This is a genomic window from Streptosporangium nanhuense, assembly GCF_059358815.1.
The window spans coordinates 630,570-653,829 of the sequence record NZ_JCADBG010000002.1 but is presented as its reverse complement, the minus strand read 5'-3'; the positions used below and the strand labels follow the sequence as shown (position 1 = coordinate 653,829).

General features: G+C 72.1%; 21 protein-coding genes. 4 read left to right on the top strand and 17 right to left on the bottom strand.

Annotated elements, in window-relative coordinates; translation table 11 throughout:
* Positions 1 to 151 precede the first annotated feature (151 nt).
* From AC5L38_RS07640 to wrbA, 8 genes are all read right to left on the bottom strand, one after another.
* Positions 152 to 1,375 carry an MFS transporter gene (locus AC5L38_RS07640; RefSeq protein ID WP_495242029.1) on the bottom strand — a complete coding sequence of 408 codons (1,224 nt, stop codon included), beginning with the start codon at positions 1,373 to 1,375 and terminating at the stop codon, positions 152 to 154.
* Positions 1,372 to 2,715: an NAD-dependent epimerase/dehydratase family protein gene (locus AC5L38_RS07635; RefSeq protein ID WP_495242028.1), complete on the bottom strand. Its 1,344-nt coding sequence runs from the start codon at positions 2,713 to 2,715 to the stop codon at positions 1,372 to 1,374. Before AC5L38_RS07635 ends, AC5L38_RS07640 begins: the two co-directional genes overlap by 4 nt.
* A 282-nt stretch (positions 2,716 to 2,997) precedes the next feature.
* A complete protein-coding gene (locus AC5L38_RS07630; protein ID WP_495242027.1) occupies positions 2,998 to 4,074 on the bottom strand; it encodes a methyltransferase in 1,077 nt (358 codons plus the stop codon).
* A 35-nt stretch (positions 4,075 to 4,109) separates the two neighbouring features.
* Complete coding sequence (locus AC5L38_RS07625; protein WP_495242026.1) at positions 4,110 to 4,928, bottom strand: aldo/keto reductase; 819 nt, start codon at positions 4,926 to 4,928, stop codon at positions 4,110 to 4,112.
* Between the two features lie 51 nt (positions 4,929 to 4,979).
* Complete coding sequence (locus AC5L38_RS07620; protein WP_495242025.1) at positions 4,980 to 6,203, bottom strand: acyl-CoA dehydrogenase family protein; 1,224 nt, start codon at positions 6,201 to 6,203, stop codon at positions 4,980 to 4,982.
* Between the two features lie 135 nt (positions 6,204 to 6,338).
* On the bottom strand, positions 6,339 to 6,749 hold the full coding sequence (locus tag AC5L38_RS07615) for a YybH family protein (RefSeq protein WP_495242024.1): 411 nt from the start codon (positions 6,747 to 6,749) through the stop codon (positions 6,339 to 6,341).
* A 10-nt stretch (positions 6,750 to 6,759) separates the two neighbouring features.
* Positions 6,760 to 7,374 (bottom strand): flavin reductase family protein, encoded by a 615-nt coding sequence (locus AC5L38_RS07610; protein WP_495242023.1) that lies wholly within the window; start codon positions 7,372 to 7,374, stop codon positions 6,760 to 6,762.
* 219 nt (positions 7,375 to 7,593) lie between these two features.
* Positions 7,594 to 8,211 (bottom strand): NAD(P)H:quinone oxidoreductase, encoded by a 618-nt coding sequence (gene wrbA, locus AC5L38_RS07605; RefSeq protein WP_495242022.1) that lies wholly within the window; start codon positions 8,209 to 8,211, stop codon positions 7,594 to 7,596.
* A 95-nt stretch (positions 8,212 to 8,306) separates the two neighbouring features.
* Here wrbA and AC5L38_RS07600 point away from each other — a divergent pair, with 95 nt between their 5' ends.
* Complete coding sequence (locus tag AC5L38_RS07600) at positions 8,307 to 8,879, top strand: MarR family winged helix-turn-helix transcriptional regulator (protein WP_495242021.1); 573 nt, start codon at positions 8,307 to 8,309, stop codon at positions 8,877 to 8,879.
* 135 nt (positions 8,880 to 9,014) lie between these two features.
* On the opposite strand, the gene AC5L38_RS07595 is transcribed toward AC5L38_RS07600, so the two are convergent.
* The 7 genes from AC5L38_RS07595 to AC5L38_RS07565 form a co-directional block, all read right to left on the bottom strand.
* Positions 9,015 to 11,093: an AfsR/SARP family transcriptional regulator gene (locus AC5L38_RS07595; protein ID WP_495242020.1), complete on the bottom strand. Its 2,079-nt coding sequence runs from the start codon at positions 11,091 to 11,093 to the stop codon at positions 9,015 to 9,017.
* 1,400 nt (positions 11,094 to 12,493) lie between these two features.
* The gene (locus AC5L38_RS07590; RefSeq protein WP_495242019.1) at positions 12,494 to 13,534 is read right to left on the bottom strand and encodes a hypothetical protein; all 1,041 of its coding nucleotides are present in this window, start codon (positions 13,532 to 13,534) and stop codon (positions 12,494 to 12,496) included.
* A 438-nt stretch (positions 13,535 to 13,972) separates the two neighbouring features.
* A complete protein-coding gene (locus tag AC5L38_RS07585) occupies positions 13,973 to 14,398 on the bottom strand; it encodes a PPOX class F420-dependent oxidoreductase (RefSeq protein ID WP_495242018.1) in 426 nt (141 codons plus the stop codon).
* Between the two features lie 96 nt (positions 14,399 to 14,494).
* Positions 14,495 to 15,046, bottom strand: a complete 552-nt coding sequence (locus AC5L38_RS07580) for a hypothetical protein (protein WP_495242017.1) — start codon at positions 15,044 to 15,046, stop codon at positions 14,495 to 14,497.
* Positions 15,047 to 15,084: 38 nt separating this feature from the next.
* Positions 15,085 to 15,837, bottom strand: a complete 753-nt coding sequence (locus tag AC5L38_RS07575) for a lysophospholipid acyltransferase family protein (RefSeq protein ID WP_495242016.1) — start codon at positions 15,835 to 15,837, stop codon at positions 15,085 to 15,087.
* An 88-nt stretch (positions 15,838 to 15,925) separates the two neighbouring features.
* Positions 15,926 to 17,794 carry a thiamine pyrophosphate-binding protein gene (locus AC5L38_RS07570; protein WP_495242015.1) on the bottom strand — a complete coding sequence of 623 codons (1,869 nt, stop codon included), beginning with the start codon at positions 17,792 to 17,794 and terminating at the stop codon, positions 15,926 to 15,928.
* Positions 17,791 to 18,564 (bottom strand): cyclase family protein, encoded by a 774-nt coding sequence (locus tag AC5L38_RS07565; protein WP_495242014.1) that lies wholly within the window; start codon positions 18,562 to 18,564, stop codon positions 17,791 to 17,793. Before AC5L38_RS07565 ends, AC5L38_RS07570 begins: the two co-directional genes overlap by 4 nt.
* A 194-nt stretch (positions 18,565 to 18,758) precedes the next feature.
* Here AC5L38_RS07565 and dhaK point away from each other — a divergent pair, with 194 nt between their 5' ends.
* Genes dhaK through dhaM form a run of 3 tightly spaced genes read left to right on the top strand, consistent with a single transcriptional unit; the run spans position 18,759 to position 20,907 of the window.
* Positions 18,759 to 19,751: a dihydroxyacetone kinase subunit DhaK gene (dhaK, locus tag AC5L38_RS07560; protein WP_495242013.1), complete on the top strand. Its 993-nt coding sequence runs from the start codon at positions 18,759 to 18,761 to the stop codon at positions 19,749 to 19,751.
* Complete coding sequence (gene dhaL, locus AC5L38_RS07555) at positions 19,751 to 20,509, top strand: dihydroxyacetone kinase subunit DhaL (RefSeq protein ID WP_495242012.1); 759 nt, start codon at positions 19,751 to 19,753, stop codon at positions 20,507 to 20,509. Before dhaK ends, dhaL begins: the two co-directional genes overlap by 1 nt.
* Before the next feature lie 26 nt (positions 20,510 to 20,535).
* Positions 20,536 to 20,907 (top strand): dihydroxyacetone kinase phosphoryl donor subunit DhaM, encoded by a 372-nt coding sequence (gene dhaM / locus AC5L38_RS07550; RefSeq protein ID WP_495242011.1) that lies wholly within the window; start codon positions 20,536 to 20,538, stop codon positions 20,905 to 20,907.
* A 218-nt stretch (positions 20,908 to 21,125) separates the two neighbouring features.
* Here the strand turns inward: dhaM and AC5L38_RS07545 are convergent, their stop codons facing one another.
* Together AC5L38_RS07545 and AC5L38_RS07540 are read right to left on the bottom strand one after the other, a co-directional pair.
* Complete coding sequence (locus AC5L38_RS07545; protein WP_350967304.1) at positions 21,126 to 21,488, bottom strand: hypothetical protein; 363 nt, start codon at positions 21,486 to 21,488, stop codon at positions 21,126 to 21,128.
* Between the two features lie 274 nt (positions 21,489 to 21,762).
* Positions 21,763 to 23,139: a hypothetical protein gene (locus AC5L38_RS07540; protein WP_495242010.1), complete on the bottom strand. Its 1,377-nt coding sequence runs from the start codon at positions 23,137 to 23,139 to the stop codon at positions 21,763 to 21,765.
* Positions 23,140 to 23,260: the final 121 nt, after the last annotated feature.

Sequence of the window (23,260 nt, the reverse complement as noted above, 5' to 3'; positions counted from 1 at the left end):
GCTTCGGACTCCGCTTTGGACCCTGCTTTGAACTCTGCTTCGGACTCTGCGCTCAATTCGGCTCCATGGAATCGTGGTCGGTCTCTCCGACGGTGACCTTCCCCGTACGCGCCGGGGCATTACGGCTTCGGTGCTTCACGGCTTCGAGGCTTCACGGCTTCGAGGAGTCCGCGGAGACCGGGGCCGGGGCCGCCGGGGCGGGGCGCGACCGCGCCCTGGCGGAGAGCGCCACGGCGGTCGCGACGTTGACCGCGGCCATCGCCAGGCAGAGCAGCGGAAGCCCGCCCAGGGAGAGCAGCGGCCCGGCGAGGCCGAGGCTTCCGGCCGCCGCGGCGGCGCCCATGGCGAGCTCGCCGAGCCCTTCGGCGCGGTTGCGCAGCGGTTCCGGCGTCACCTCCACCAGCCACATGCTGCCGCTGACCAGGTGCAGGTTCCAGGACACCCCGACCAGCGCCAGCAGCGCCAGGTCGGAGCCCACGCCGCCGCCGAGCACGCCGAAGGCCAGCGAGCCGGTCATGCACAGCGCGGCGACCAGCGCCACGGGGCGGGGGCCGAACCGCCTGCACAGCGCCGCCGAGACCGGCGCGAAGGCGAACATCGCGCCGATGTGCAGGGCGGCGAACATCCCGACCGCCTGCAGGTCCCACCCGCTGTGCTGCAGGTGGTTCGGCGCGGAGCCCATGATCGCCACCATGGACAGGTTGCCGGTGCCCAGGACCAGCAGCGGCAGCAGCCGCCCCGTCCCGCGCCCGGCGGCCGGGGTGTCCGTCGCGGACGCCTCCGGCCCGCCGCCGCCGCGCAGCCTGAGCAGGATCAGCGAGGCCAGCGGGAACACCACCACCGCCAGCAGGTGCAGACCCGTCTGCGGGGGCAGGCCCGCCGCCTCCGCCACCGCGCCGGTCGGCCCGAGCAGCACGGGGCCGAGGACCGCGCCGACGGTGACGGCCGCCACCGCCATCCCCATCGCCTGCGGGGCGCGGCGCTCGTCGACGAGGTCGGTGGCCAGGTAGCGGCCGAGCATCACGCCGGTGGTTCCCGCGCCCAGCAGCACGGTGCCGAGCAGCAGGCTCGCCAGTCCCCAGTTCACCGAGAACACGACGACGGCCGCGCCCGCGGTCGCGCAGAGGTTGCAGGCGGCCGGGCCCCACACGCGCCCGAGCCGCCGCATGATCGCGCCCGCGGCGGGACCGGCCAGCGCCGACCCGGTGACCAGCGCGCCCATCGCCGTCGGACCGTAGGCCGCGGATCCGGTGATCAGCTCGGCGAGCAGGGGGCCCGCGGTGGCGCCCGCGGCCAGCCCGAGCGATCCGACGATCTGGCTCAGGCACAGCAGCAGGACCGTTCCAGGAAGACGGGTCCGTCCGTGGGTGTTCATCGCGCCGCCCACCACCTGACGCGGTCGTTGACCATGCGGTCCGTGGCGGTCATGTGCCGGCGGTGGGGTTCGCTCAGGTGCGCGACGCGGCGTACGACGGACCGCGGCGTCTGCGCCAGGTTGGCCTCCAGCAGGGTGCGCGCGAACCGGTCGAACGCGTCGGCCATGTCGTGCTCCCTGGTGCCCAGGCAGAGGTCACCGAGACGGTCGAGTTGCCGTACGGCCGCCGCGGGCAGCCGGAACCGGCAGGCCACCACGTCGACGTCCGGTGAGACCGACCGCTCGGCGCCGGAGGCCTCGAAGGCGTTGAACAGCGGGCTGACCCCGGTGAGGCCCGCCTGGCCCGTCAGGTCCGGGCAGTGCTGGGGCGGTCTGCCCGTCACGTCGTCGGCGATGCGCATCGCCGTCACCCCTTCCTCTCTCATCACCCCGACCGCCAGGTCCAGGGGGGTCGCCGGCAGGGCAAGGTCCCGGACGGCGTGCACGGCCGCCGCGCCGGCGCGGGCGCCGGTCGCCGCCACCAGCAGCAGTTGCGCGGCCTCCTTCGCGGACTGCAGGTGGAATCTCCGGGCCGGTGCCGGCAGCCACAGCACCGTCCCCTCGCGGCACGAGCGGCGGAAGCGGCCCAGCAGCGGCGAGTCGTCGGCGACGTGGGCGAGGCGCGCGATGACGGCGTTCACCCGTCCCCGGGCCGCGGCGTCGGCGACGATCAGCTCGATGGCCCGCTTGCTGGCCGACCGGACGTCGTGGGCGTACAGGAGCAGTGACTCCTCGGCGGAGGCGACGACCAGGACGCCGACGCGCGCCTCGGCGCAGGCGTCCACGACGTGGCGCGTGCCCAGCACGTCGGTGCACACCGAGTCGTGGGTGTCGCTCTCGGCCGTTCCCGTGACGGGACGCGTGGCCAGGTGGAAGACGACGTCGGGGCGGACGGCGGTGATCAGCCGGGAGACCCGCTCCCGGTCGCGGATGTCGAGGACACGGTGCTCGGCGCCTTCCGCGGAGGCCTCCGGCGAGAGGCCGGCCGTCAGCAGCCTGCCCGGCCCCATGCCCGCCAGCCCGGCGACCAGCATGCCGCCGATACGGCCCTCGGCCCCGATGACCAGCACGGTGCGGTCGCCGACCAGGTCGCGTACCCGCCGGTGCGGCACGCCGACCTCCCGCCCGGCCGCCGCGAGGACGTGCCGGTAGCGCGCGCCGCCCGCCGGGTACGTCGCGGTCAGCTCGGCGGCCAGCTCCCACAGCCTGCGCAGGGTGGCGTGGTCCAGCGCGCGGCGCCACGCGGGGGCGATGGCGCGGATCTCGTCGAGGATTCCCTCGATACGCCGTGCGGCACTCATCTGGATGACTCCTGTACGGCAGGTCCGGCTCGAAACTCGGAGCTCGGGACGCGGGGCTCAGGACTCGGGGCTCAGGACTCGCGGGACTGGACAGGATCCGGGGCTCGGGGCTCGCGGGTCCGGGCAGGCCCCGGGGCTCAGGACCCGGGCCCCGGACTCGGGGCTTGGGCTCGGGGCTTGGGCTCGGGGCTTGGGCTCGGGACGCGGGGCTTGGGGCTCGCGGGGCTTGGGGCTCGCGGGTCCGGACGGGGCCCCGGTGGGTGCCCCGTCCGGGACCCCGGCTCAGCTCGCGGCGGAGGTCCGCTTGATCCCGCTGATCACCCCGTGCGGGGTCCAGGTCTCCCCGGGCAGCCTGCGCACCTCGTCGAACCCCGTCTCACGCATCCACCGCTCGTAGTGGCTCCAGCTGTAGATCATGCTGCGCGGCGCGGTGAGCGTGGCGAAGTAGGCGTTGTCCAGCGCCGAGTAGAGCGGGCCGTCGCCGGTGTCGCCGGACATCACGTTGAACACCATGACCCTGCCGCCGTCGGGCAGCGCCGCGTGAGCCTTGCGCAGCAGGTCGAGGTTCTGCTCCGGGGACCAGATGACCAGCTGGTTGGCGAACAGCACCGCGTCGTGGCCCCGGGGGTAGGGGTCGTTGAAGATGTCGCCCACCCGCACGTCGATGCGGTCGCTCAGGCCGTTGTCGGCGATCTTGCGCCGGGCGATGTCCACCGCGCCCGGCAGGTCGAGCACGGTGAACTCGACCCCGGGGTTGGCGCGGGCCAGCTCGATCGCGTTGACCCCGTCGCCGCCGCCCACGTCGAGCACCCGGCGCACCCCGGTGAGGTCCGCCTTGGCGACCAGGACCGGGTTGGACAGCAGCGACCAGGACCGCATGCAGCGGTAGAACAGCCGCTCCAGCTCCGGCGTCTCGGGCAGCCGGTGGTACAGGTCGTCGCCCGTCCCCGCGAACCGGGCCAGCCCGGCGTTGGTGTTCTCCCGCAGCGACTCGACGAGGTCGGCCAGCGGAAGGTAGACGAGCTTGGCCTGGAAGGCGACGATGTCGGCCAGCACCTCCCAGGAACCGTCCTCGAACATCTCCTGGATCACCGCGCAGTTGCGGTGGCGCCCGCCGCTCACCTCGGTGAGCCCGAGGGCGGTGACGCCGAGCAGCAGGATCTCCGCCGGCCGCGGGTCCAGCCCGAGCGCGTCGGCGACCTCCTCCGCGGCCAGCTCCCCCTTGTCGCTCAGCAGGGCGAACAAGCCCAGCTCGCAGCCCGCGTTGAGCATCTGGAACGCCGCCGCCCCGAACAGCGGGCCGACGAGATCCTCACGTGTCCGCACCTTCCGCGGACCCTGGTGGTTGTGAAGGGACACCGCGCTCTCCTCCCGTGTTCTCGCGCGTGGGGCCGTCACGACACGTCGAACAGCGTGCCGGGGACGGGGTGGCATCTCTGCTCGTCGCCCAGGTCGTCCAGCCGTGCCATCTGGGACTCGTCGAGGGTGAAGTCGAACACCTGGATGTTGGCACGGATGCGCTCGGGCCTGGCCGACTTCGGGATGACGACGATGCCGTGTTGCAGGTGCCAGCGCAGCACGACCTGCGCGGGAGTCCTGTCGCACTCCCCGGCGATCTCCACCGCCGTGGGGTGCTGGAGCAGCCCCTGGTCACGGCCGATGGGGCTCCAGGCCTGCGTCACGATGCCGCGCTCGGCGTGCGCCGCGCGCAGCTCGCGCTGCGGGTACAGGGGGTGCAGCTCGATCTGGTTGACCGAGGGGACCACCGAGCACTCCTCGGCCAGCCGGTCGAGCTCGGCGACGCCGAAGTTCGACACGCCGATCGACCGGATACGGCCGTCGGCCCGCAGCCTCTCGAACGCCCGCCAGCTGTCGACGTAGCGGTTCAGCGCGGGGCGCGGGAAGTGGATCAGGTACAGGTCGAGGTGGTCGAGGCCGAGCCTGGCCATGCTCTCGTCGAAGGCCCTCATGGTCTCGTCGTAGCCGTGGGCGTCGTTCCACAGCTTGGTGGTGACGAAGAACTCCTCGCGCGAAACCTCGCTGTTGGCGATCGCCTTTCCGACTCCGGCCTCGTTCTGGTACGCGGCGGCGGTGTCGATCAGGCGGTAGCCCTCTTCGATCGCCGTCGTCATCGGCTCCACCACCTGGTCGGCGGGGATGAGGAACACCCCGTACCCGAGCTGCGGGATGGACACGCCATCGTTGAGGCGCACGTGCGGGATCGTGGTCACGGCAGGTTCGTCCTTCCTGTTCGGGGGCCGTCGTCAGGAGTAGCGGCCGGGCTCGGGCACCTCGTCCAGCAGCCGGTACAGGCCGACCTCGCGGCGCTGGTAGGCCACCGGGTGGTGCAGCGTGTGGGTACGGACGTTGCGCCAGAAGCGGTCGAAGCCGAACCGGTTCGCGGTGGAGCGGGCGCCGGTGACCTCGAAGATCCGCGAGGTGACTTCGAGCGCCACCTCGTCGGCCCGCGCCTTGACCGCCGCGGTCCGCACCTTGTACTCGCCCCGGATCCGGGGGGTGACCGAGTCGGGGTCGCGGTGGAGCTCCATGCCCTCCTCCGCGACCTGGTCGGCCAGCGCCTCGGCGGCCCAGAGCTTGGCGGTCAGGTCGCCGATGGTGTCCTGGACGCGGGGCTCGTCGACGGTGCGCTCGTAGCCGCCCCAGCCACGGCCGTTCTGGGTGTACTCGATCGCGGCGCGCAGCGCGCCCCCGGCCACGCCCAGCCAGATGTTGCAGAACAGGAGCTGGCCGGTCGGCACGTTCGTGGTCGCGTAGGTGCGGGGGTTGAATTCCTTGTCCCGGTAGCCCAGCGCGTCCTCCCAGGGCACCCGGACGTCGCGGATGGTGATCCCGCCGCTCTCCGTCAGGCGCTGGCCCATGTTGTCCCAGTTGTTGTGGTGGATGATGCCCGGCTGGTCGGTGGGCACGACGGCCAGCACGTGGTCCTTGCCGTTCAGCACGCCCTCCAGCACCGTGTGGTCGGAGACCTTCACCCCGGTGCAGAAGTGCTTGCTGCCGTTGAAGACCAGGTGGTCGCCCTCGTCCGTGGCGACCACGTCGGCGTCGCGCGGGTTGAGGGCGCACCCGAAGAACCAATTGCCCCGGGTGGCCTCGATCTCCAGCCGCCGGATCTGCTCCTCGGTGCCCAGCCACCGGGGCAGCCAGCACCAGGTGTAGTGGTCGCCCAGCAGCTGGCCGATCGACCCGTCGGCCGAGGCGACCGCCCGCACGACCCGGTAGGCCGTCGGCCACTCCTGCCCGGCGCCGCCGTGCTCCACGGGACCGAAGATCGGCACCAGGCCCGACTCCTTGAGGATCCGGATCTCCTCGTGCGGCGTCTGGTTGGCGCGGTCGCGCTCGGCCGCGCCGACGCTCAGCACGTCGGCCACCTCCCGGGCGCGGTCGACCCAGCCCTTCGGCGTGTCCGGCCTCGCCGACCAGTCGGGCCGGGGTATGGCCCCCGAGGGGGCGGGCGTGGTGATGGTCACGTTCTCTCCTTGGGGTCTTGGTGGTCGGGGCGTCCCGGGGCCCCGGTCCTGGGTCTTCGTCTTGAGCCCTGGTCCTGGGCCTTCGTCTTGAGCCCTGGTCCTGGGCCTTGAAGGGCCGGGGCGTCGAGGGGGTGGTCAGGCCGCGGGGCGCGTGGTGCCGTGCGGGTTGTCGATGACCGAGCGCCAGAGGCCGTCGGCACCGCGCCGGATGACGTCGGTGCTCGTTCCCTCCATCCGCATGTGGTCGCCGCCGGGGCCGGTACCCTCCACGACCCAGTCGGCGATGATCAGCGCGATGTCGTCCGCGACGTAGACGTGGCGGTCGCGGATGTCCATGGGCAGCCCGAGCGCGAGGAAGTCGGCGATGGCCCTGCCCGCCTCGCCGCCGGTGACGGGGTCGCCGGGTCCGCGGACGAACACCGCGCCGTCCTCCAGACCGGCCTCGACGGCGGCCGCCTCACCGGAGTTGAAGGCGCGGCGGAAGTTCTCGGTGTGCTGGTACGGGTCGGAGACCGGGGCGAAGGTGCTCCTTGTCGAGCTGGTCATCTGTGCTCCTTCATGACATTCGGTGGCTCGCGGTTTCCACGGTCAGCGCGGGCCGGTGGCGGTGCCCCGCGGAGGCGGGCTCCGCGATGTCGGTGATGTCGGTGGGGACGGGCTCGTGCGGTTCCGGCCACACCGAGTAGCGGCGCAGCCCGTACAGCAGCGGGCGGCGCGACTCCCGGCGCAGCACGCGCTGGACCGCGCCCATCACGACGGTGTGATCGCCGACCCGGTCGGCGCGCGACACCAGGCAGTCGGCTATGGAGTGGGCGTCCCGCACCAGGTGCGGGCCGCACGCCCCGCCGTCGACCGCCCACTCGGCGCGCTCGAAGCGGCGCGGATCGCCGGAGGCGAACAGCTCGGCGGTCGGCCGGGCGTTGTGGTCGAGAAGATTGAGGGTGAACCGCCGGGCGGCGAGCACCGCCGCCAGGGTCGGGCTGGCGTTGCGCACGCACACCAGCAGGGTCGGCGGGGCAAGGGTGACGCTGCAGACCGACGAGCAGGTTATGCCTTTGGGACTGCCGTCGGCGGAGACGACCGTCACGACCGCCACCCCGGTGGGAAAACCCGCCATCAGGGCGCGGAAGTCATCCTGGCCGCTCTGACTCGTGTTCGGTACTTCGCGCATGTGATACCGCCTCTGCTGGCCGGGAGCCCGGTCCGGACCCGTACGCGACGATGTCCGGGAACCGCCTGCAATCACGTGAGTTCACGCTATGGGCGCCGGCTCTCGATGCTCTCTTCCCCCTCTCTCACCGGCCGCGACCTGGGCGGGCCGTAAGACGAGGAGGCCGCCGGAGCGATGCTCCGGCGGCCTCGGGCGACGCCTTTCGTACCGTGCCGAGTATCAAGCGCCCGCGGCTCGCAGCGGCTTGAGCGCCTCGGCGATCCGGGTGAAACGGGCACCGTGGTATTCGGCGGCGGCGTACACGTGCTTGGCCAGATCCTCGTCGCCGTCGCGGATGCTGATGCCGTACGGGTTGCCGCCCGCGGCGTGGATGAGGTCGTAGTCGACGTACCCGGTGGGGACGATGACCGAGCCCCAGTGGTGCATCACGTTGTAGAGGGCGACCAGGGTGGTCTCCTGTCCCCCGTGGACCTCGTAGCTGCTGGTGAACCCGGTCGCCGCCTTGCCCGCCAGCTCGCCCTCCTGCCAGATCTTGCCGGTCATGTCGAGGAACTGCTTGAGCTGGGAGCTGACGTTGCCGAAGCGGGTGGGCGTGCCGAAGGCGAACCCGTCGGCCCAGACGAGATCGTCGACGGTGGCCTCCTCGACGTGGGCGGTGGCGTCAACGTGCTCCCGCCAGGCCGGGTTGGAGTCGATCGCCGAACGGGGAGCCAGCTCGGTGACCCGGCGCAGCCGGACCTCCGCCCCCGCCGAGGCGGCGCCACGGGCCAGGGCCTCGGCGAGCGCGTGCACGTTGCCCGTCGCCGAGTAGTAGATCACTGCGATTCGGGTGTTCATTAGCACACCTCTCAACTGTTCATTTGACAACCGTTCTCAATTCAACGGTATAAGCGGAATAGTGCACGAGTCAACTGTTGCGATACGGTAGTAAAATGGACGAACGTCGGTTGGAGCGACAGATCACGGCCTGGGCCGCGATCTTCCGGTTCAACGGGATGACGAACGCGCATCTCGACTCGGTCCTGCGCGCGCGGGCGGGGATGACGCTGGCGGAGCACGAGCTGCTCGCCGTCCTGCAACGGCACGGCGGCCGCGCCCGGATGGGCGAGCTCGCCCGCGACCTGATGCTCTCCAAGAGCGGGGTGACCCGGCTGGTCGCCAAACTGGAGGAGCCCGGCGACTGGGTCCGGAGGACGATGTCGCCCCGCGACCGCCGCGCCACCTGGGCCGAGCTCACAGCGGCCGGCGAGAAGGCTCTCGAGGCCGCCAAGCCGGTGTTCGACGCGGCGGTGTCGGAGATCTTCGCGGACGCCCTCCCCGACCGGGAGCTGGACCGCGTCACGACGGCGCTGGAACACGTCATCGGCACGAACGGGTGGACCGCCACGACCGGCTCGTGCGCCGAGGCGTACGCCCCGGTGCCCGGCCCGCGTCCGGACGGCGCGCGTACGAACGACGTGTTTCCGGACGACGGACACCCGGAGGCGGCCCCGGGCGGCCGGTAAGCCCGCCCGGGTCTCGCGCTCACGCGTCCCGCACGCACGCGTCCCGCACGCACGCGTCCCGCACGCACGCGTTCCGCGCGTACGGATGCCGCCCGGCCCGGTCCCGTCCACCTCCCGCGCCTTCGCACGCGGCCGTCAGCTCGCTGACGGCACGGCCGCGACACCGTCCTGGTCGTCCGCGTCCGCGCCGACGATGCCGAGTTCCGGGCGGCCGATCCGGGGGCGGGCCGGTGACGGCACGCGGGACATCCGGTCGCGATGGCGGGCGGCGAAGCGCAGCCCCTCGGTCTCCAGTTCGAGCCAGGCACCCGGATCGGACGTCACCATCTCGATCATCTGCTCGCACACCGACGTCGGGCACTCGATCAGGCCGGACGCCCCCGCCTCGCCCTTGAGCAGTCGCTCGGCGCCCTGGGCGAGCCCGAGCCAGCAGTCGGTGGCGCGATCGAGCATGCCGGTCCGCTGCGCGGCGGTCAGCTCGCTGAGGGAGCGTTCCCTGGCATACAGCCCCATCAGCTGGTGCATCCGGCAGCGCAACACCCCCATGTGGTCGGTGCCCGCCACGTCCAGCAGCCCCCGGTCGACGAGGTGTTCCAGGATCGGCTCCACCTCCGCGATCGGGGTGTCGACGGCGGCGGCGATCACCCAGGCGCCGAAGTCGGGCACCTGCAGCATGCCCGCCGCGTACCAGACCCGCCGCGTGTCCGGGTCGAGGGCCTCGACGCTGGGGGCCAGGTAGGAGCGCATGTCGAACGCGCCATGGGATAGCTCGTCCAGCCGGCGGTCCGGGTCGCTCAGCCGCTGCGCGAGACGGCCGATCTTGAGGTGGGTGCGGGAGGCCAGGCGCGCCGCGGCGGCACGCACCGAGAGCGCCAGCCTGCCGGTCGCGCCGACCACCTGGTCCACCGCCTCGGGCTCCGCCGCTATGCGGTGGACGCCCACGACCTTGCGGAGAAGCTCGACCGACTGGTCGACGGTGAGCATGCCAACCTCGACGGGGAAGTTGCCCGGGACGTCGGACAGGTTGGAGCGGCTGGTCATCAGCAGCGCGGCCTCGGGCGTGGCCGGGATCAGCGGCCAGACGTGACCGGCCCCGAGCACGTCGTCGAGCATGATGAGCACGCGCCTGCGGGCGAGCAGGCTGCGGTAGATCGCGGCCCGCTCGGCGAGCTCCTTCGGGATCGCGGTGTCGGCGACGCCGAAGGAGCGCAGGAAGCAGGACAGCACGTCGCCGACGTCGACCGGGTCGGGCCGGGAGCCGCGCAGATCGGCGTAGAGCTGCCCGTCGGGAAACTCGTCGCGCAGCTGGTGGGCCACGTGCAGGGCCATGGCCGACTTGCCGGAGCTCCACTTGCCGTAGACGCCGCAGATGCGGGCGCCCTGGCTGTCTGCCGTCAGCGCGGCGCGGATGCGGCGCTCGTGCTCCGGCCGGCCGACGTAGTCGGGCAGGTCCGCGACGAGCTGGGCGGGCACGTTGACGGGCGTGTCCTCAAGGGTGTGAACCGGTTCGCCCGCCAGGACGCGCTGGTGCATCTCCCGCAGGGTCGGGCCGGGTTCGAGGCCGAGCTCGTCGACGAGGAGCACCCGCCCCGCGGCGTAGGCCTCCAGCGCCTCCGCCCGCCGGTCGGCGCAGTACAGCGCGTACATCAGCTGAGCTCGCAGGCCCTCCCGCAGGGGGTACCGCTCCACCAGGGCCATCAGCTCGTCGATCAGCTCCCGGCCTCGACCGCACTGGAGCTCCAGGTCGATGCACTCCTCGATGACCGACAGCCGCCGCTCCTCCCACTTGGCGGCGATGGCCTGCACGGCGGGGCTGTCGACCTCGGCGAGCACCGGGCCTCGGAACAGCGACAGCGCGCAGCGGAAACGGGACGCCGCCAGCGTCCGGTCACCCTGCGCGGCCAGCGAGCGGGCGTCGGCGACCTGCTCGTTGAACCGGTGCGCGTCGACGGTCTGCGGGTCGACGCGCAGGGCATAGCCCGGTGACGTCGTCTCGATGAGATCGGCGACGGCTCCGGCGAGCGCGAAGGAGCGGCGCAACTGCCATATGCACGTCTGCACCTGCTCGGCGGCGGTCCGCGGCGGCCTGCCCGCCCAGAGGGCCTCCACGATCTCCCCGACCGTCACGATGCGGCCGGCGTCGGCCAGGAGCATCGTGAGAACGATGCGCTGCCGGTTCTTGCCGACGACGACCGGTGTGTCACCGATCAGCACTTCAAGTGGACCCAGTATACGAAACAGCATGTGCGCCTCGACACTCCCGTTAACGGCAATCTAATCGGATCATCTCGCCTCGTCCCATCATCAATCCCCATTCCCGGTCGGGTATTCACGGCGCCCTCCGCGACAACCCTGTTGACCACGGAAGAGGACCGTCACGGTCGTTCGTCACCTTGCCTTTCCTTTCACGATGGATCGCCGTTTCGCCGGCGGAGCGGCGACGCGGGGCGAATGCGACGCACCCATACCGCCAATTCCGGGTGATCACTATTCGACACGAGAACACGCGTGATCTTGATTTAACAAGACCCTCCCTCTCTTTACGTATAGCAAATCACCGCGTATGTGGCAAGCCAGCGATGAATGGCATGGCCACCACCAATAAGCGGTCGAGAATCATAAGTCTCCCGACGTAATGCTGATTTCTACCGTGACATAACGCGTCACACCGCGTCGGCCCATTCCGTACGCGTCGTTCCGGGAAAGCCCTGGAGAAGGAGACCCGCGAGCGGGGGCCGGAAGGGCGGAAAAGGCGCTTCACCAGGGAGGATTCCCTGTTTTCCGCTCGGCGGCCGGCCGGTTCCGGCACCGGGCGCCGACGGCCCGGCGTGACCGGGCGCGACGAACCCGGATTTCGGTCGGCGTCGTCGGGCCCCATGTGTGCCGTTCACCACACCCGGTCGCCAAATCGCGGACCGACGACGAAGGACCGTGCCATGAAACGTTTCAAATCCCGGGAGCGAGCACCGCCCCTTCAGGGAAATCGTCGTTCCCTGATTACCGTACCCTCATACGGTGCGGGAATTCCCGGGCCTGCCGGATGCAGCCGAATCAAAGAATGTCCGGCCACGAGAATGGTGTCGGTGAACAAACGCGTAAGCGACCGGGTCCTGGACACGGCCGACGACGACGGGGAGAACACGCCGTCGGTGACCGGAATTATCGGAGGCCCTGCCTGCCCAACCGACCACCACCCCATCGCGCTGTTTTGTTCGTTCTTCGCGTAGAGGGGGCGACCGGCCCCCGGCCGACCATCGCTACCCGCGCGAGGATCGGTCAAACACGGCCGGGCGCGGTCCCGTACGCCCTTGTGCGGCGTTCCGGCCCGTTGCCCTGTTCACGACCGTGGGCGGACGGCCACCGGACGGCCACCGGACGGCGGGCCACCCGACGGTTCGCCGTCCCGTGTCCCGCCGTCCGGTGCGCGGGGCACGGTGATGGCCGGGTCTCCGATCGGAGACCCGGCCATCACCGTGCCACACCGCGCGGGGCCGGAACCGGACCGTCGTCTCGTGCCGGACGGCCTCGGATCCACGGCCCGGATCCACGGCCCGGATCCACGGCGCGGTATGCGGGTCAGGGCCGCGTGACGGCCGCGTCCGGTCCCCGGACGCTCAGGGAGTCGGGGTCGGGGTCGGAGTGGGAGTCGGGACGGGGGTTTCCGTCACGGTGGGGGTCGGTTCGGGGGTGGGAACGGTCGGCGTCTCCGAAGGGGGCGCCGGGGTCTCCGAGGGAGGCGGGGTGGGGGTCACGACGGGCGGCGTGGGGCAGATGCTGGGCGCGCGCCACTTGCCGGAGCGCCACTGGTGGTTGACCGACCACCAGTCGCCGCCGCGCCAGAACTTCCTGTTGGGCCGCGTCAGGTCGAAGACGTAGGCGGCCGTCGCCGTCTCGCCCGTGGCCGGCGGGGTCGTGGGCGTGGGCGTCTCGCTCACGGGCGGCGTGTCCGTGGGCGTCTCGGTGGGCGTCTCGGTGACGGTCGGCGTACTCGTGGGCGTCTCGCTCACGGGCGGCGTCTCGGTAGGCGTCTCAGTGGGCGTCTCGGTGGGCGTCTCGGTGGGCGTCTCGGTGACGGTCGGCGTGCTCGTGGGCGTCTCGCCCGTCGCCGGCCCGCCCGTGGTCGTGGTCGTGGCGGTCACCGAGACCCAGTCGCCCTGCCTGACCGTGTTGCCCCGCCGTCCCGAGAGGGACTTGGTGGAATCGGTGATCGCGTACACCTTCTCGAAGCCGTCCTGGCTTCGCACCGTGATCGAGTCCTCCGCCACGGCGATCGCCTCGCCGGTCTGGGCGAACACCGTGAAGCCGCAGCCGTCCTTCGCCGGTAGGACGAACTCGCCGTGCAGCACGCCGGGGAACGCCACCCGGGGTACGCGCGGCGGTGGCGGCGGGGTCGGCGTCAAGGTCGGGGGCGGGGTCAGCGTGGGATCCGGGGTGGGTGTCTCGCTCACCGTCACCGTCACGCTGGGAGTCGGCGTCTCCGGCGGTGTGGGAGCGGGCGGCGGCGAGGCCGCCGACGCCGAGGACACCCCGACGCCGCCCGAGGCCGCCAGCACGAAGGCGGTGGCGAGGACCATCGGGCGTGGAACGCGCCTGAGTGCTCCGCCCGATCCGCTCGACGACACCTCGTTGGACCTGCCGGGGGTTGTTCGCGTCACCTTGTCCTCCATCTGGTTTGATCCGAAACCAGCGGGGGCGTCGAGGGGGTGCCTACGCCCGCCGCCGAGACCGAGGACCACTGCCCGGTCGTGGTCCTCCATCGAGGGCGCGGGGAAGACTGCCCGCTTCCAGCGGACCCATGCAAGAAAAATAAGTACACAGGGCCCTAAATCGGGCCTTTCACCAGCTCATCACCGTGTTTAAAAAATTGAACTTCGACCAGATTCGTCCCTGCCGGGCCCGTCATCCCGGTTCCGGACGGAGAAATCCTGGACAGAGAGGTTCCGGCCGGGGAGGTTCCGGACGGAGAGGGGTGCCTCGGGTGCCCGCGAACGCGCCGCCCCGCCACCGCCGACTGCCTCCCTGCCGACTCCCTGCCGACATCCGCGAGCCGTCGATCGTCGCCCGCGTCCCGTACGGGATGTCCTGCGGGGTCCTCAGTCCGTCACGCCGCGGTCGGCGACGACCTTGCCGACGCGGAGCCTGACCAGCCACTCCCCCGGTACGCCGTTGCGGCGGCCGAACTCGTCGGCGCGGTCGCGGCCCATGTACCGGCCGCCGATCTCGGTGGCCCACCTCAGCAGCTCGTCCTGGTCCGCGGAGAGGGTGACGATGCCCTCGATCATGACGTAGGAGAACGGCGGGTTCTCGTCGTCCACGCACAGCACCACCCTGGGGTCGCGTCGCAGGCTCTTGCCCTTGACGCCGTTCTCGTGGGTGGTGAACACCACGTCGTCCCCGTCGAGCACGAACCAGATCGGCGTCACGTGCGGCCTGCCGTCGGCCCTGACCACCCCGAGCTTGCCGGTGCGCGTCCCCGTCATCACGAACTCACGCCATTCGGCGTCGGTCATCTTCTCCATCCGACGATTGTCGTCGGCCCGTCTCCCGAACGCGCTCGGGACGCGCCGCCGGACGTCCCCGCGCGCCCCCGCGCGCCCAGGCGTGCTCAGGCGTGCTCAGGCGTACGAGGCGACCATCCCGACGACCACACCGGCGAGCGAGACGACCGTGAGAAGGCAACCGAGGGCCACGGCGAACCGGCGGCCCCGCCGTGCCCCGGAGACGTGGAGGAGGACGTACGGCAGGAAGCCCAGCACGCCGACGCCGAGGAACGGCATGGTCAGCGCGGCCAGCACACCGGAGGTGCCGGTCGGCACGGCACGGTCGCCCTCGGGGGTGAGCCGGGCCGGTTTGACGTCACCGGCGCTGGAGTCGGGTGAGGCGTCGACCGGGATCGCGTCGCCACCACTGTCGGGCGCGAAGCTGCCCTTGCAGTCGTAGCGGCCCCGGCCCAGATCCTCGCACGAGACGACCGTGAGCGTCCCCGGGGTGCCGACGGAGCCCGTCGCGAGCTTGAGGCTGGGCACCGCGACCACGAAGGGCAGCACGCCCAGCCCCGCCCAGAGGATCAGCAGGACGGCCATGCCGACCTTCCCCGGGGTGCGTCCCGGGCCGGGGGCCGGCGCCGGCTGGAAGGCGTCCATCACGTTCTCGAATGCGCTGCTCATGAGGCAACGATGAGACACGCGACTTGCGAACTACCTGTTTATGACTTGTCCCGGATCGTCCTGGACTCCGCCTCGGCGGCGTCCAGCTTGGCGGCCTCCTCGGGAGTGGGCGCGGTGCCGCCGAGGTGGCGGGGCTGCCACCAGACGCCCGGCGGGATCTCCGGGTAGCTCCGCTGCGCCTTGTCGAGCATCTCGGCCATGCGCTCGCGCAGGTCGACGGTGACGGCGTCGTAGTCGTCGCCGCGCTGGGGATACATGGGCTCGCCGACCTCGATCGTGATCGGCACGTGCCGCTGGAACAGCTTCTTGGGGTGGCCCTTGGTCCACAGCCGCTGGGTGCCCCACAGGGAGACCGGGATCATCGGCACCTTGGCGCTGACGGCCATCCGGACCGCGCCGTTCTTGATCTCCTTGATCGTGAAGGACCGGCTGATCGTGGCCTCGGCGAACACTCCGACGACCTCACCGCCCTTGAGCGACTTCAGCGCCGCGCCGAACGCGGCGGCACCGGCCGCGCGGTCGACCGGGATGTGGTGCATGCCGCGCATCAGCGGCCCGGAGATCCGGTGGTCGAACACATCCTTCTTCGCCATGAAACGCACCAGGCGCTTGGAGGGACGCGCGGCCAGACCGGCGAAGATGAAGTCGAGGTAACTGATGTGATTGCTGACCAGCACGGCCCCGCCGGTCCGCGGGATGCGGTCGGCGCCCTCGATGCGGATCTTGAGGTCCAGCGCGCGGAACAAGGTCAACGCCGCCCCGATGACCGGGGGGTACACGATCTCAGCCATGGCTGAACCGTACCTCAGCTCTCCCCTCGGCCCGACCTCCCCCGATCCTCCCTCGACCCGCTCGCGGAGGCCCTCGCGCGAACGGACCTCAGTGCCCCCGGAACGCCTCCTCCAGCCACCACGATCCGCGTGCCCGGCAGACCCTGGCGTGCACCAGCAGGGGCCGCTCGCGCGCTCCCTCAAGCCACCGGGCCACCCCGGTGAGATCCTCCCGGTCCTGTACGGTGACCGCCTCGCAGCCGAAGCCGCGGGCGATCGCGGCGATGTCGGCGGGCGGGAAGGTCACGGCGTCCAGGGGGTGCCCGTCCGGGCCGAAGTGGTGCACCTCGGCGCCGTAACCGTCGTCGTCGTACACGACGACCACCATCGGGAGGCCGAGCCGTACGACCGTCTCCAGCTCGGCGACGCCCATCAGCGCGCCGCCGTCGCCCAGCGCGGCCACCGGGAGCCGGTCCGGCCGGGCCAGGGCCGCCCCGATCGCGGTGGCCAGGCCGAGGCCGATCGACTGGAACGCCTGGGTGAAGCAGAAGCCCTGCTCGTCGGGGACATCGAGGAACATCGACGGATATCCCATGAAATTTCCGGAGTCGATGGAGACCACGCGTTCCGCGGGGAGCAGGTCGTCCAGCGCGATCGTCAGCGTCCGGGGGTCGATCCTGCCCTCGCCGCTCTCGTCGGTGTAGGGAACGTCCCGCCAGCGGTTCTCCCCGGCGATCCGCGCGGCCAGCTTCGCCGAGCGGTACCCGGCCCCGTCGCCGCCGTCGCCGCCGTCGCCGCCGTCGCCGCCTTCACCGCCGTCGCTCGCACCGCCCGGGACTCCCACCTCGCCACGCGGTACGCCGTCACCCCCGCTGACGCCTCCACCCTCGAAGCCGCCGTCGCCACCCTCGCCGTCGCCGTCGCCCAGCAGGCGGGTGACGGCCCGTGCGGTACGGGCGACGTCGCCGACCACGCCGAGGTGGACCGGCCGGTGGGCACCGAGCGCGGCCTCGTCCAGGTCGACCTGGACGACGGTGGTGTCGCGGCCGATCAGCGTGCCGTGGCGCATGGTCCACATGTTGAGGGCGCAGCCCCAGCCCACGAGCACGTCGGCGTCGCGGACGAGCTCGGCCGTGAGCGGCGAGGCGAAGCCGCCGCTGACGTCCAGGTCCCACGGACTGCCCCGGAAGAGTCCCCTGGCCACGGCGGAGGTCGCCAGCAGCGCCCCGGTCCGTCCGGCGAGTTCCTCGATCTCGCGCCGGGCCCCGCGCGCGCCCCGTCCGGCCACGAAGACGGGACGGCGGGCCGCCGCGAGGATCTCCGCCAGCCGGGCGACCTGCCCGGCCCCGGGCTCCGGCGGCCGGGTGACCCGCTCGGCCCCGAACCCCGATGACCCGAACGCCGACGACCCGGCGGCCTGCCCGGCTCCCGACGCGACCGCCACCGCCCCGCCCCCGCCCGCGACGGTCGCCGGAGCGTCCCGGCCCGCGTCCGGGACGGTCAGCCCCTGCACCTCCAGCGGAAGGTTGAGCAGGACCGTACGACGTCCGTCGCGGGCGGTGCGGAACGCCTCGGCCGTGTCGGCGGCGGCGGTCTCCGCCGACCCGATCCGCAGCGGGACGGCACCCACCGCCTCCGCCAGCGCGGCCTGGTCGACGAAGAAGTTCGAGCGGGGCTCGGTCACCTCCCCGGCCAGCACGACGAGCGGGGTACGGCTCTTGGCGGCCTCGGCGATGCCGGTCATCGCGTTGGTGAGCCCGGGGCCCTGGTGGACGCTGAGCACGGCGACCTCGCCGCTGAGGCGGGCGTAGGCGTCGGCCATGGTCGCCGCGCCGCCCTCGTGACGCGCGGCGACGTAGCGCGCGCCGTACGCGACGAGGGCGTTGGTGACGTGGAAGTTGCCGCTGCCCACCACCCCGAAGGCGGTGCTCACGCCGAGCGAGGCGAGGGTCCGCCCCACGACCTCGGCGACGTTCACCTCTCGACCAGGGCCAGCACGCGCAGCGGGCTGCCCGAGCCTCCGACAATGGGCAGCGGCGGGGCGACGACCACGGCGCCGGTCGCCGGGAGCCGGTCGAGGTTGCGCAGCTGGGTCAGGCCGTACTTCCCCGCGCCCAGCAGGAACGAGTGGCACGGGAAGGCGGGGTCGAAGCCGTGCGCGGCGCCCGCGTCGGTGCCGACGGTCTCCACGCCCAGCCCGGCGATCGAGGTCTCCTCGGCCAGCCAGCGGGCGCACTCGACCGAGACGCCGGGGGTGTGCGGGCCCGTCTCGTTCGCGTTCAGGAAGCGCTCCTGGTCGTGGGAGCGGGCGTCCCAGCCGGTGCGGTAGAGCAGCCACCCGCCCTCCGGCAGCGGCCCGTTGGCCTCCTCCCATGCCTTGACGTGCGCGATCTCCAGCAGGAAGTCGGCGTTCGCGGCCGCCTCGGCGGCGAAGTCGAGGACCACGGCCGGGGCGATCAGCCGCTCGACCGGCACCTGCGAGACGTCGTCGCCGTCCTTGCCGGTGACCCAGTGGACGGGCGCGTCGAAGTGGGTGCCGGTGTGCTCGCCGGTCACGATGTCGTTCCAGTACCAGGCGGGGCCGCGGTCGTCGTAGCGGCTGATCTCCTTGAGCTCGAACGGGACGGTGTTGCCGAACGGCTCCGGCAGCCGCAGGATCGGCGTCTCCGACGACAGCGGCGCCGTCAGGTCGATCACCTCGATCCCGCCGTTCCGGATGCTCTCCACCAGGTTCCGCAACACCGACATGACGCCTCCAACGGGGAAAAGACCTGGGCAGATCCTCCTACAGCGCCGCCTTCGCCCGCCACCTCCGCGTACCCGGCGGATCACCCCGCCCCGCCCGCTGTTCGGAGTGAAACCGACGCGGAGGAGGCGGGCCCTCGGCGGGCCCGCGCGGCCGATGCTTGCCATCGCCCGCGATCGGGGCGAGTTTGGGAACTGTGAAAAAGCTCATCAACGATGTCGAGTCCGTCGTTCCCGATGCGCTGCGCGGCGTCGCGGCGGCCCATCCGGGGCTGCGGGTGGACGTGGACAACCAGATCGTGTTCCGGGCCTCGGGGCCGCGCCCCGGCAAGGTGGGCCTGGTGTCCGGCGGCGGTTCGGGGCACGAGCCGCTGCACGCCGGATTCGTGGGGTACGGCATGCTCGACGCGGCCTGCGCCGGTGAGATCTTCACCTCCCCGGTCCCCGACCAGATGATCGAGGCCACCTCGGCGGTGGACGGCGGGGCGGGCGTCCTGCACATCGTGAAGAACTACACGGGCGACGTGCTGAACTTCCAGATGGCCGCCGAGCTGAGCGGCGAGGAGGGGGTCCGGGTGGAGAGCGTGCTGGTCGACGACGACGTGGCCGTGCGCGACTCCCTCTACACGGCCGGACGCAGGGGCACCGGCGCCACGCTGTTCGTCGAGAAGATCGCCGGAGCGATGGCCGAGACCGGCGCGCCGCTGGCCGAGGTCGCGCGGGTGGCCAGGGAGGTCAACGCCCGCAGCCGCTCCTTCGGGGTCGCGCTGAGCCCGTGCACCACGCCCGCGGCGGGCATGCCCACCTTCGACCTCGCCGACACCGAGATCGAGCTGGGCATCGGCATCCACGGCGAGCCCGGCCGGACGCGCTCGGCCATGCGCCCGGCCCGCGAGCTGGTCCACCTGGCGATGGACGCGATCCACGAGGATCTGCCGCTCTCCGGCGACACCCTCGTCATGCTGAACGGCATGGGCGGCACGCCGCTGATCGAGCTGTACGTCGCCTACGCGACCGTCGTGGACCACCTGGCCGAGAAAGGCGCGCGGGCGGCGCGCAACCTCGTCGGCAACTACGTGACGAGCCTCGACATGCAGGGATTCTCGATCACGGTCTGCCGGTTGAACGAGGAGCTCACCCGGCTGTGGGACGCCCCGGTCGAGACCCCGGCCCTGCGCTGGGGTCGCTGATGACCCCCGATACGGACACCGGCACGAACGCCGGCACGGACGCTGACACCGACACGAATACGGGTACTGACACCGGTACGGACACCGGCCCGAACATCGACACCGACACCGACACCGAGATGAACACCGCGATGGACACCGCCCTTTTCGCCGCCTGGATCGAGGAGACTGCCAGGACCGTCACCGCGGAGAGGGACCGCCTGACCGGCCTGGACGCCGCGATCGGCGACGCCGACCACGGCGCCAACCTCGACCGGGGCCTCACCGCGGTCACCGCGGCCCTGGCCGCCAAGGAGCCCGGCACCCCGGGCTCGCTGCTGGTGCTGGTGGGCAACACCCTGATCCGCAAGGTCGGCGGAGCCTCCGGCCCCCTGTACGGCACGGCGTTCCGCGAGGCGGGCAAGGCGCTGGGCGACACCCCCGAGGTGTCCGTCGCGCAGCTTCACGCCGCCCTGGAGGCCGGGCTCGCCGGGGTGCGGAAGCTGGGGTCCGCGGCCGAGGGCGACAAGACCATGGTGGACGCCCTCGCCCCGGCCGTACGAGCGCTGGAGCAGGCCGTACGGGAGGGGAAGGACGCGGCACAGGCGGTCGGCGCCGCGGCGGAGGCGGCTCGCACCGGAGCCGAGGCGACGATCCCGATGCAGGCCCGCAAGGGGCGGGCCAGCTATCTCGGTCCCCGCAGCGTGGGCCACGAGGACCCCGGTGCCGCCTCCACCGCGCTCATCCTCTCCGCGCTGCGCACGGTGACAGCACGATGACGGAACGGTGACGGTACGGTGAGCCCATGGTAGGCATCGTCCTCATCTCGCACAGCGGCCCGCTGGCGGCCGAGGTGGCGCTGCTGGCATCGCAGATCGGCGGCACGAACGTCCCGCTGGCCGCCGCGGGCGGCACCGACGACGGCGGTCTCGGGACCAGTCCCGACCTGGTGGCGGCGGCGATCGAGGAGGTGGACCGGGGAGACGGCGTGATCCTCGTCCCCGACCTGGGAAGCTCGGTGCTCACCGCCCGGCTCTTCGAGGACGAGCGCGTGGTGATCGCCGACGTGCCGTTCGTGGAGGGGACGATCTCGGCCGTCGTGACGGCGGGCACCGGCGCTTCACTGCGGGCCGTACTCGCGGCGGCCGAGGAGGCGAGGACCTTCCGCAAGCTCTGACACGCGCCCCCGCCCTCCGGGGAGAGCGGGGGCCGACGGCGTGCGCGTGACCGGACTTCCGCGTCCCCGCCCCGATCGCGACCACGAATCGACCGGTGCGCGTGGCCGGACCTTCCGCGCCCCCGCTCCGGTCGCGACCACGGATCGACCGGCGTGCGCGTGTGGCCGGGCCGGTGGTGTGCGGACCGTCCCGGCGCCCGCGCGTGGTGTGGGCGGGGCTAGCGCGTGGCCAGCAGGCCCTCCAGCAGGCCGAGGACGGCCTGGACCGGGGGCGGCGTGGTGCCGAACTCCACGTCGGTCCCGCTGACGGAGTCCATCACGCTGACCGAGCTCTGCGGCAGTCCCCAGCGCTCACCGCCGTCGTGCCCCACGCCGACCTCGATACCGGCGAAGGTGACGTACTCCCAGTTCTTGAGTTCCCTCCTGAGTGCCTCGTGGCCGCGTACGGTGGCCCACTCGGCGACGGCCGCGAGGATGTCGCTGAGCGTGTTCTCGCGCTCCTTCAGGTCTCCGGACTGGAGTTCCTCGATCAGGCGGTCCAGCTCGGCGCGCTGGGCGAGGAGGGCGTTGAGGTCGCTCATAGGGGAGCCTTTCAGGGGAGGTGAGAGGTATGCGGGTGGAAGCGGCGCGTTCTGTTGAAGATCGTTAACGAGAGGATCGGGCCTCCACCCGGGCAGAACCCCGCCGCGATCCGCGAGCTGCCGGAGGCTTCGCCGATCGCCGGACAGGACATTGCCGTCATGCGTCACATAATGGTGCCGTACGAGCCCACCCTGCGTCGATCCGTCTGGTGGAATCATCACCGCTCAGAGGCATCGGGCATCGAGACGTCCCTCCGTGCCGCCGTCGTGCGGGTCAGGGTACGGCGTCGTGGGCGCGGGCGGTGAGGTCGAGATACTCCTCGCGTCCCAGCGTGCGGGCCTCGAAGCCGAGCCCGTGCCGCGTGGCGAAGCGGTGCGCGTCCTCCAGCGGCCAGGGGCCGGGCAGGTGGCGGACGGGCCTGCCCTCGCCGTCCACGACGAAGAGCCCGGACAGCCTCTCGTGGCGGTAGGCCATCAGGCCGGCCGCGCAGCCCAGATCAGGCCCGATCCGCAGGTCGTCGGGAACCATCCGCGAGCCGAGCCGGACGCGCAGCGTCCTCCCGTACGGGACGCGCACCGTCTTCCCCCGGGGGACGGAGAGGTACGGCCCCCCTGGCGGCCCGAGCGCGGCGCCGCGCCGGACGCGCCAGGTGTGCCACGCCTCGCGCGCGGGCTTCAGGACGACGAGCAGGGGGGCGAAGAGGACCGCCAGCCACTTGGCGTCCAGCAGGTCCAGCAGCACCCCGCCCAGCGCGGACAGCCCCCGCCAGACGAACCAGCCTCCCGTCGCGACGACGTAGGCCATCGCGACCAGCCCCACCGCCCCGGCACAGACCGCGACGACCTTCTTGGCCCTGGACATCCGGTGGACCTTCAGCCCGGTGAGGCGCGCCCAGCCGGGAGCCCGCCTGCTCAGCACGGTGCGCACCACCCTCGACGGCTCCACCAGGGCGTCGTGCACGGGAAGGCTCCGCCCGGCCGCGAAGGCGGCCACCTCGTGTACCGGCCACTCGCCGGGAAGATCGGCGAGCACCAGCCCGTCGGCGTCGAGCAGGGCGAGGCCGGTGAGGGAGCGCGACTCCTCCTTGTCGGAGACGAGCACCGTGCGTTCGTACCGGTAGTGGTACAGGGAGGCGGGCATGAGCCGCAGCGAACGCCCCGCCTCCGGATCCGTCGCGACCAGCGTCCGGCCGTCCCAGCTGAGCGCGGTCGCCGGGCGGCGCGTGCCCTCCAGCGCCCCCTCGCACGGCCGGAGCTCGCCGGACACCTCGTCGTACGGCCGGAGCCGGAGCGCCACCTCGCGGGGAGAGTGGGCGCCACGCGCCGGCAGCCCCACGTCCGCCGTGTTGCGCCACCCCCGTGCCCGGGGCTCGATGCCGGCGTACCCCTGCTCCCCGGCACGGTGCCGGTACTCGAAGAGCAGCCCGGCTTGCACGGCGAACGCCTCCACCAGATGGCGGGGCCTGGCACCCGGGGAGTCGAGCATGCCCCTTCCCCTGGCGTTCAGGACCGCGACCCCGTAGACGACCCCGTTCACGCGGGGAAGGCGGTACATGACCAGGCGGTCCGCGCGTTCCTCGCCGGTGAGCGGCAACAGGATCGGATGGCGCCCCGGCACGTCGACGACGAGACATTTGTCTTCCACACGCATCTCACACCCGCCCCCCGCGAGCGATCGTGTCACGCCTATCGCCACCCCCGCCTTCCCCCGTAGCAGTGCCCCAGCTTTCTCGAATGACGGATAAAGCGGCCATAAAGTTCCAGAAAAAGGA

Coding starts and splice junctions, on each gene's coding strand:
- AC5L38_RS07640 (WP_495242029.1), bottom strand. CDS start 1,375: ATGAACACCCACGGACGGACCCGTCTTCCTGGAACGGTCCTGCTGCTG.
- AC5L38_RS07635 (WP_495242028.1), bottom strand. CDS start 2,715: ATGAGTGCCGCACGGCGTATCGAGGGAATCCTCGACGAGATCCGCGCC.
- AC5L38_RS07615 (WP_495242024.1), bottom strand. CDS start 6,749: ATGACCAGCTCGACAAGGAGCACCTTCGCCCCGGTCTCCGACCCGTAC.
- AC5L38_RS07610 (WP_495242023.1), bottom strand. CDS start 7,374: ATGCGCGAAGTACCGAACACGAGTCAGAGCGGCCAGGATGACTTCCGC.
- wrbA (WP_495242022.1), bottom strand. CDS start 8,211: ATGAACACCCGAATCGCAGTGATCTACTACTCGGCGACGGGCAACGTG.
- AC5L38_RS07600 (WP_495242021.1), top strand. CDS start 8,307: ATGGACGAACGTCGGTTGGAGCGACAGATCACGGCCTGGGCCGCGATC.
- AC5L38_RS07585 (WP_495242018.1), bottom strand. CDS start 14,398: ATGGAGAAGATGACCGACGCCGAATGGCGTGAGTTCGTGATGACGGGG.
- AC5L38_RS07580 (WP_495242017.1), bottom strand. CDS start 15,046: ATGAGCAGCGCATTCGAGAACGTGATGGACGCCTTCCAGCCGGCGCCG.
- AC5L38_RS07575 (WP_495242016.1), bottom strand. CDS start 15,837: ATGGCTGAGATCGTGTACCCCCCGGTCATCGGGGCGGCGTTGACCTTG.
- AC5L38_RS07565 (WP_495242014.1), bottom strand. CDS start 18,564: ATGTCGGTGTTGCGGAACCTGGTGGAGAGCATCCGGAACGGCGGGATC.
- dhaL (WP_495242012.1), top strand. CDS start 19,751: ATGACCCCCGATACGGACACCGGCACGAACGCCGGCACGGACGCTGAC.
- dhaM (WP_495242011.1), top strand. CDS start 20,536: ATGGTAGGCATCGTCCTCATCTCGCACAGCGGCCCGCTGGCGGCCGAG.
- AC5L38_RS07545 (WP_350967304.1), bottom strand. CDS start 21,488: ATGAGCGACCTCAACGCCCTCCTCGCCCAGCGCGCCGAGCTGGACCGC.
- AC5L38_RS07540 (WP_495242010.1), bottom strand. CDS start 23,139: ATGCGTGTGGAAGACAAATGTCTCGTCGTCGACGTGCCGGGGCGCCAT.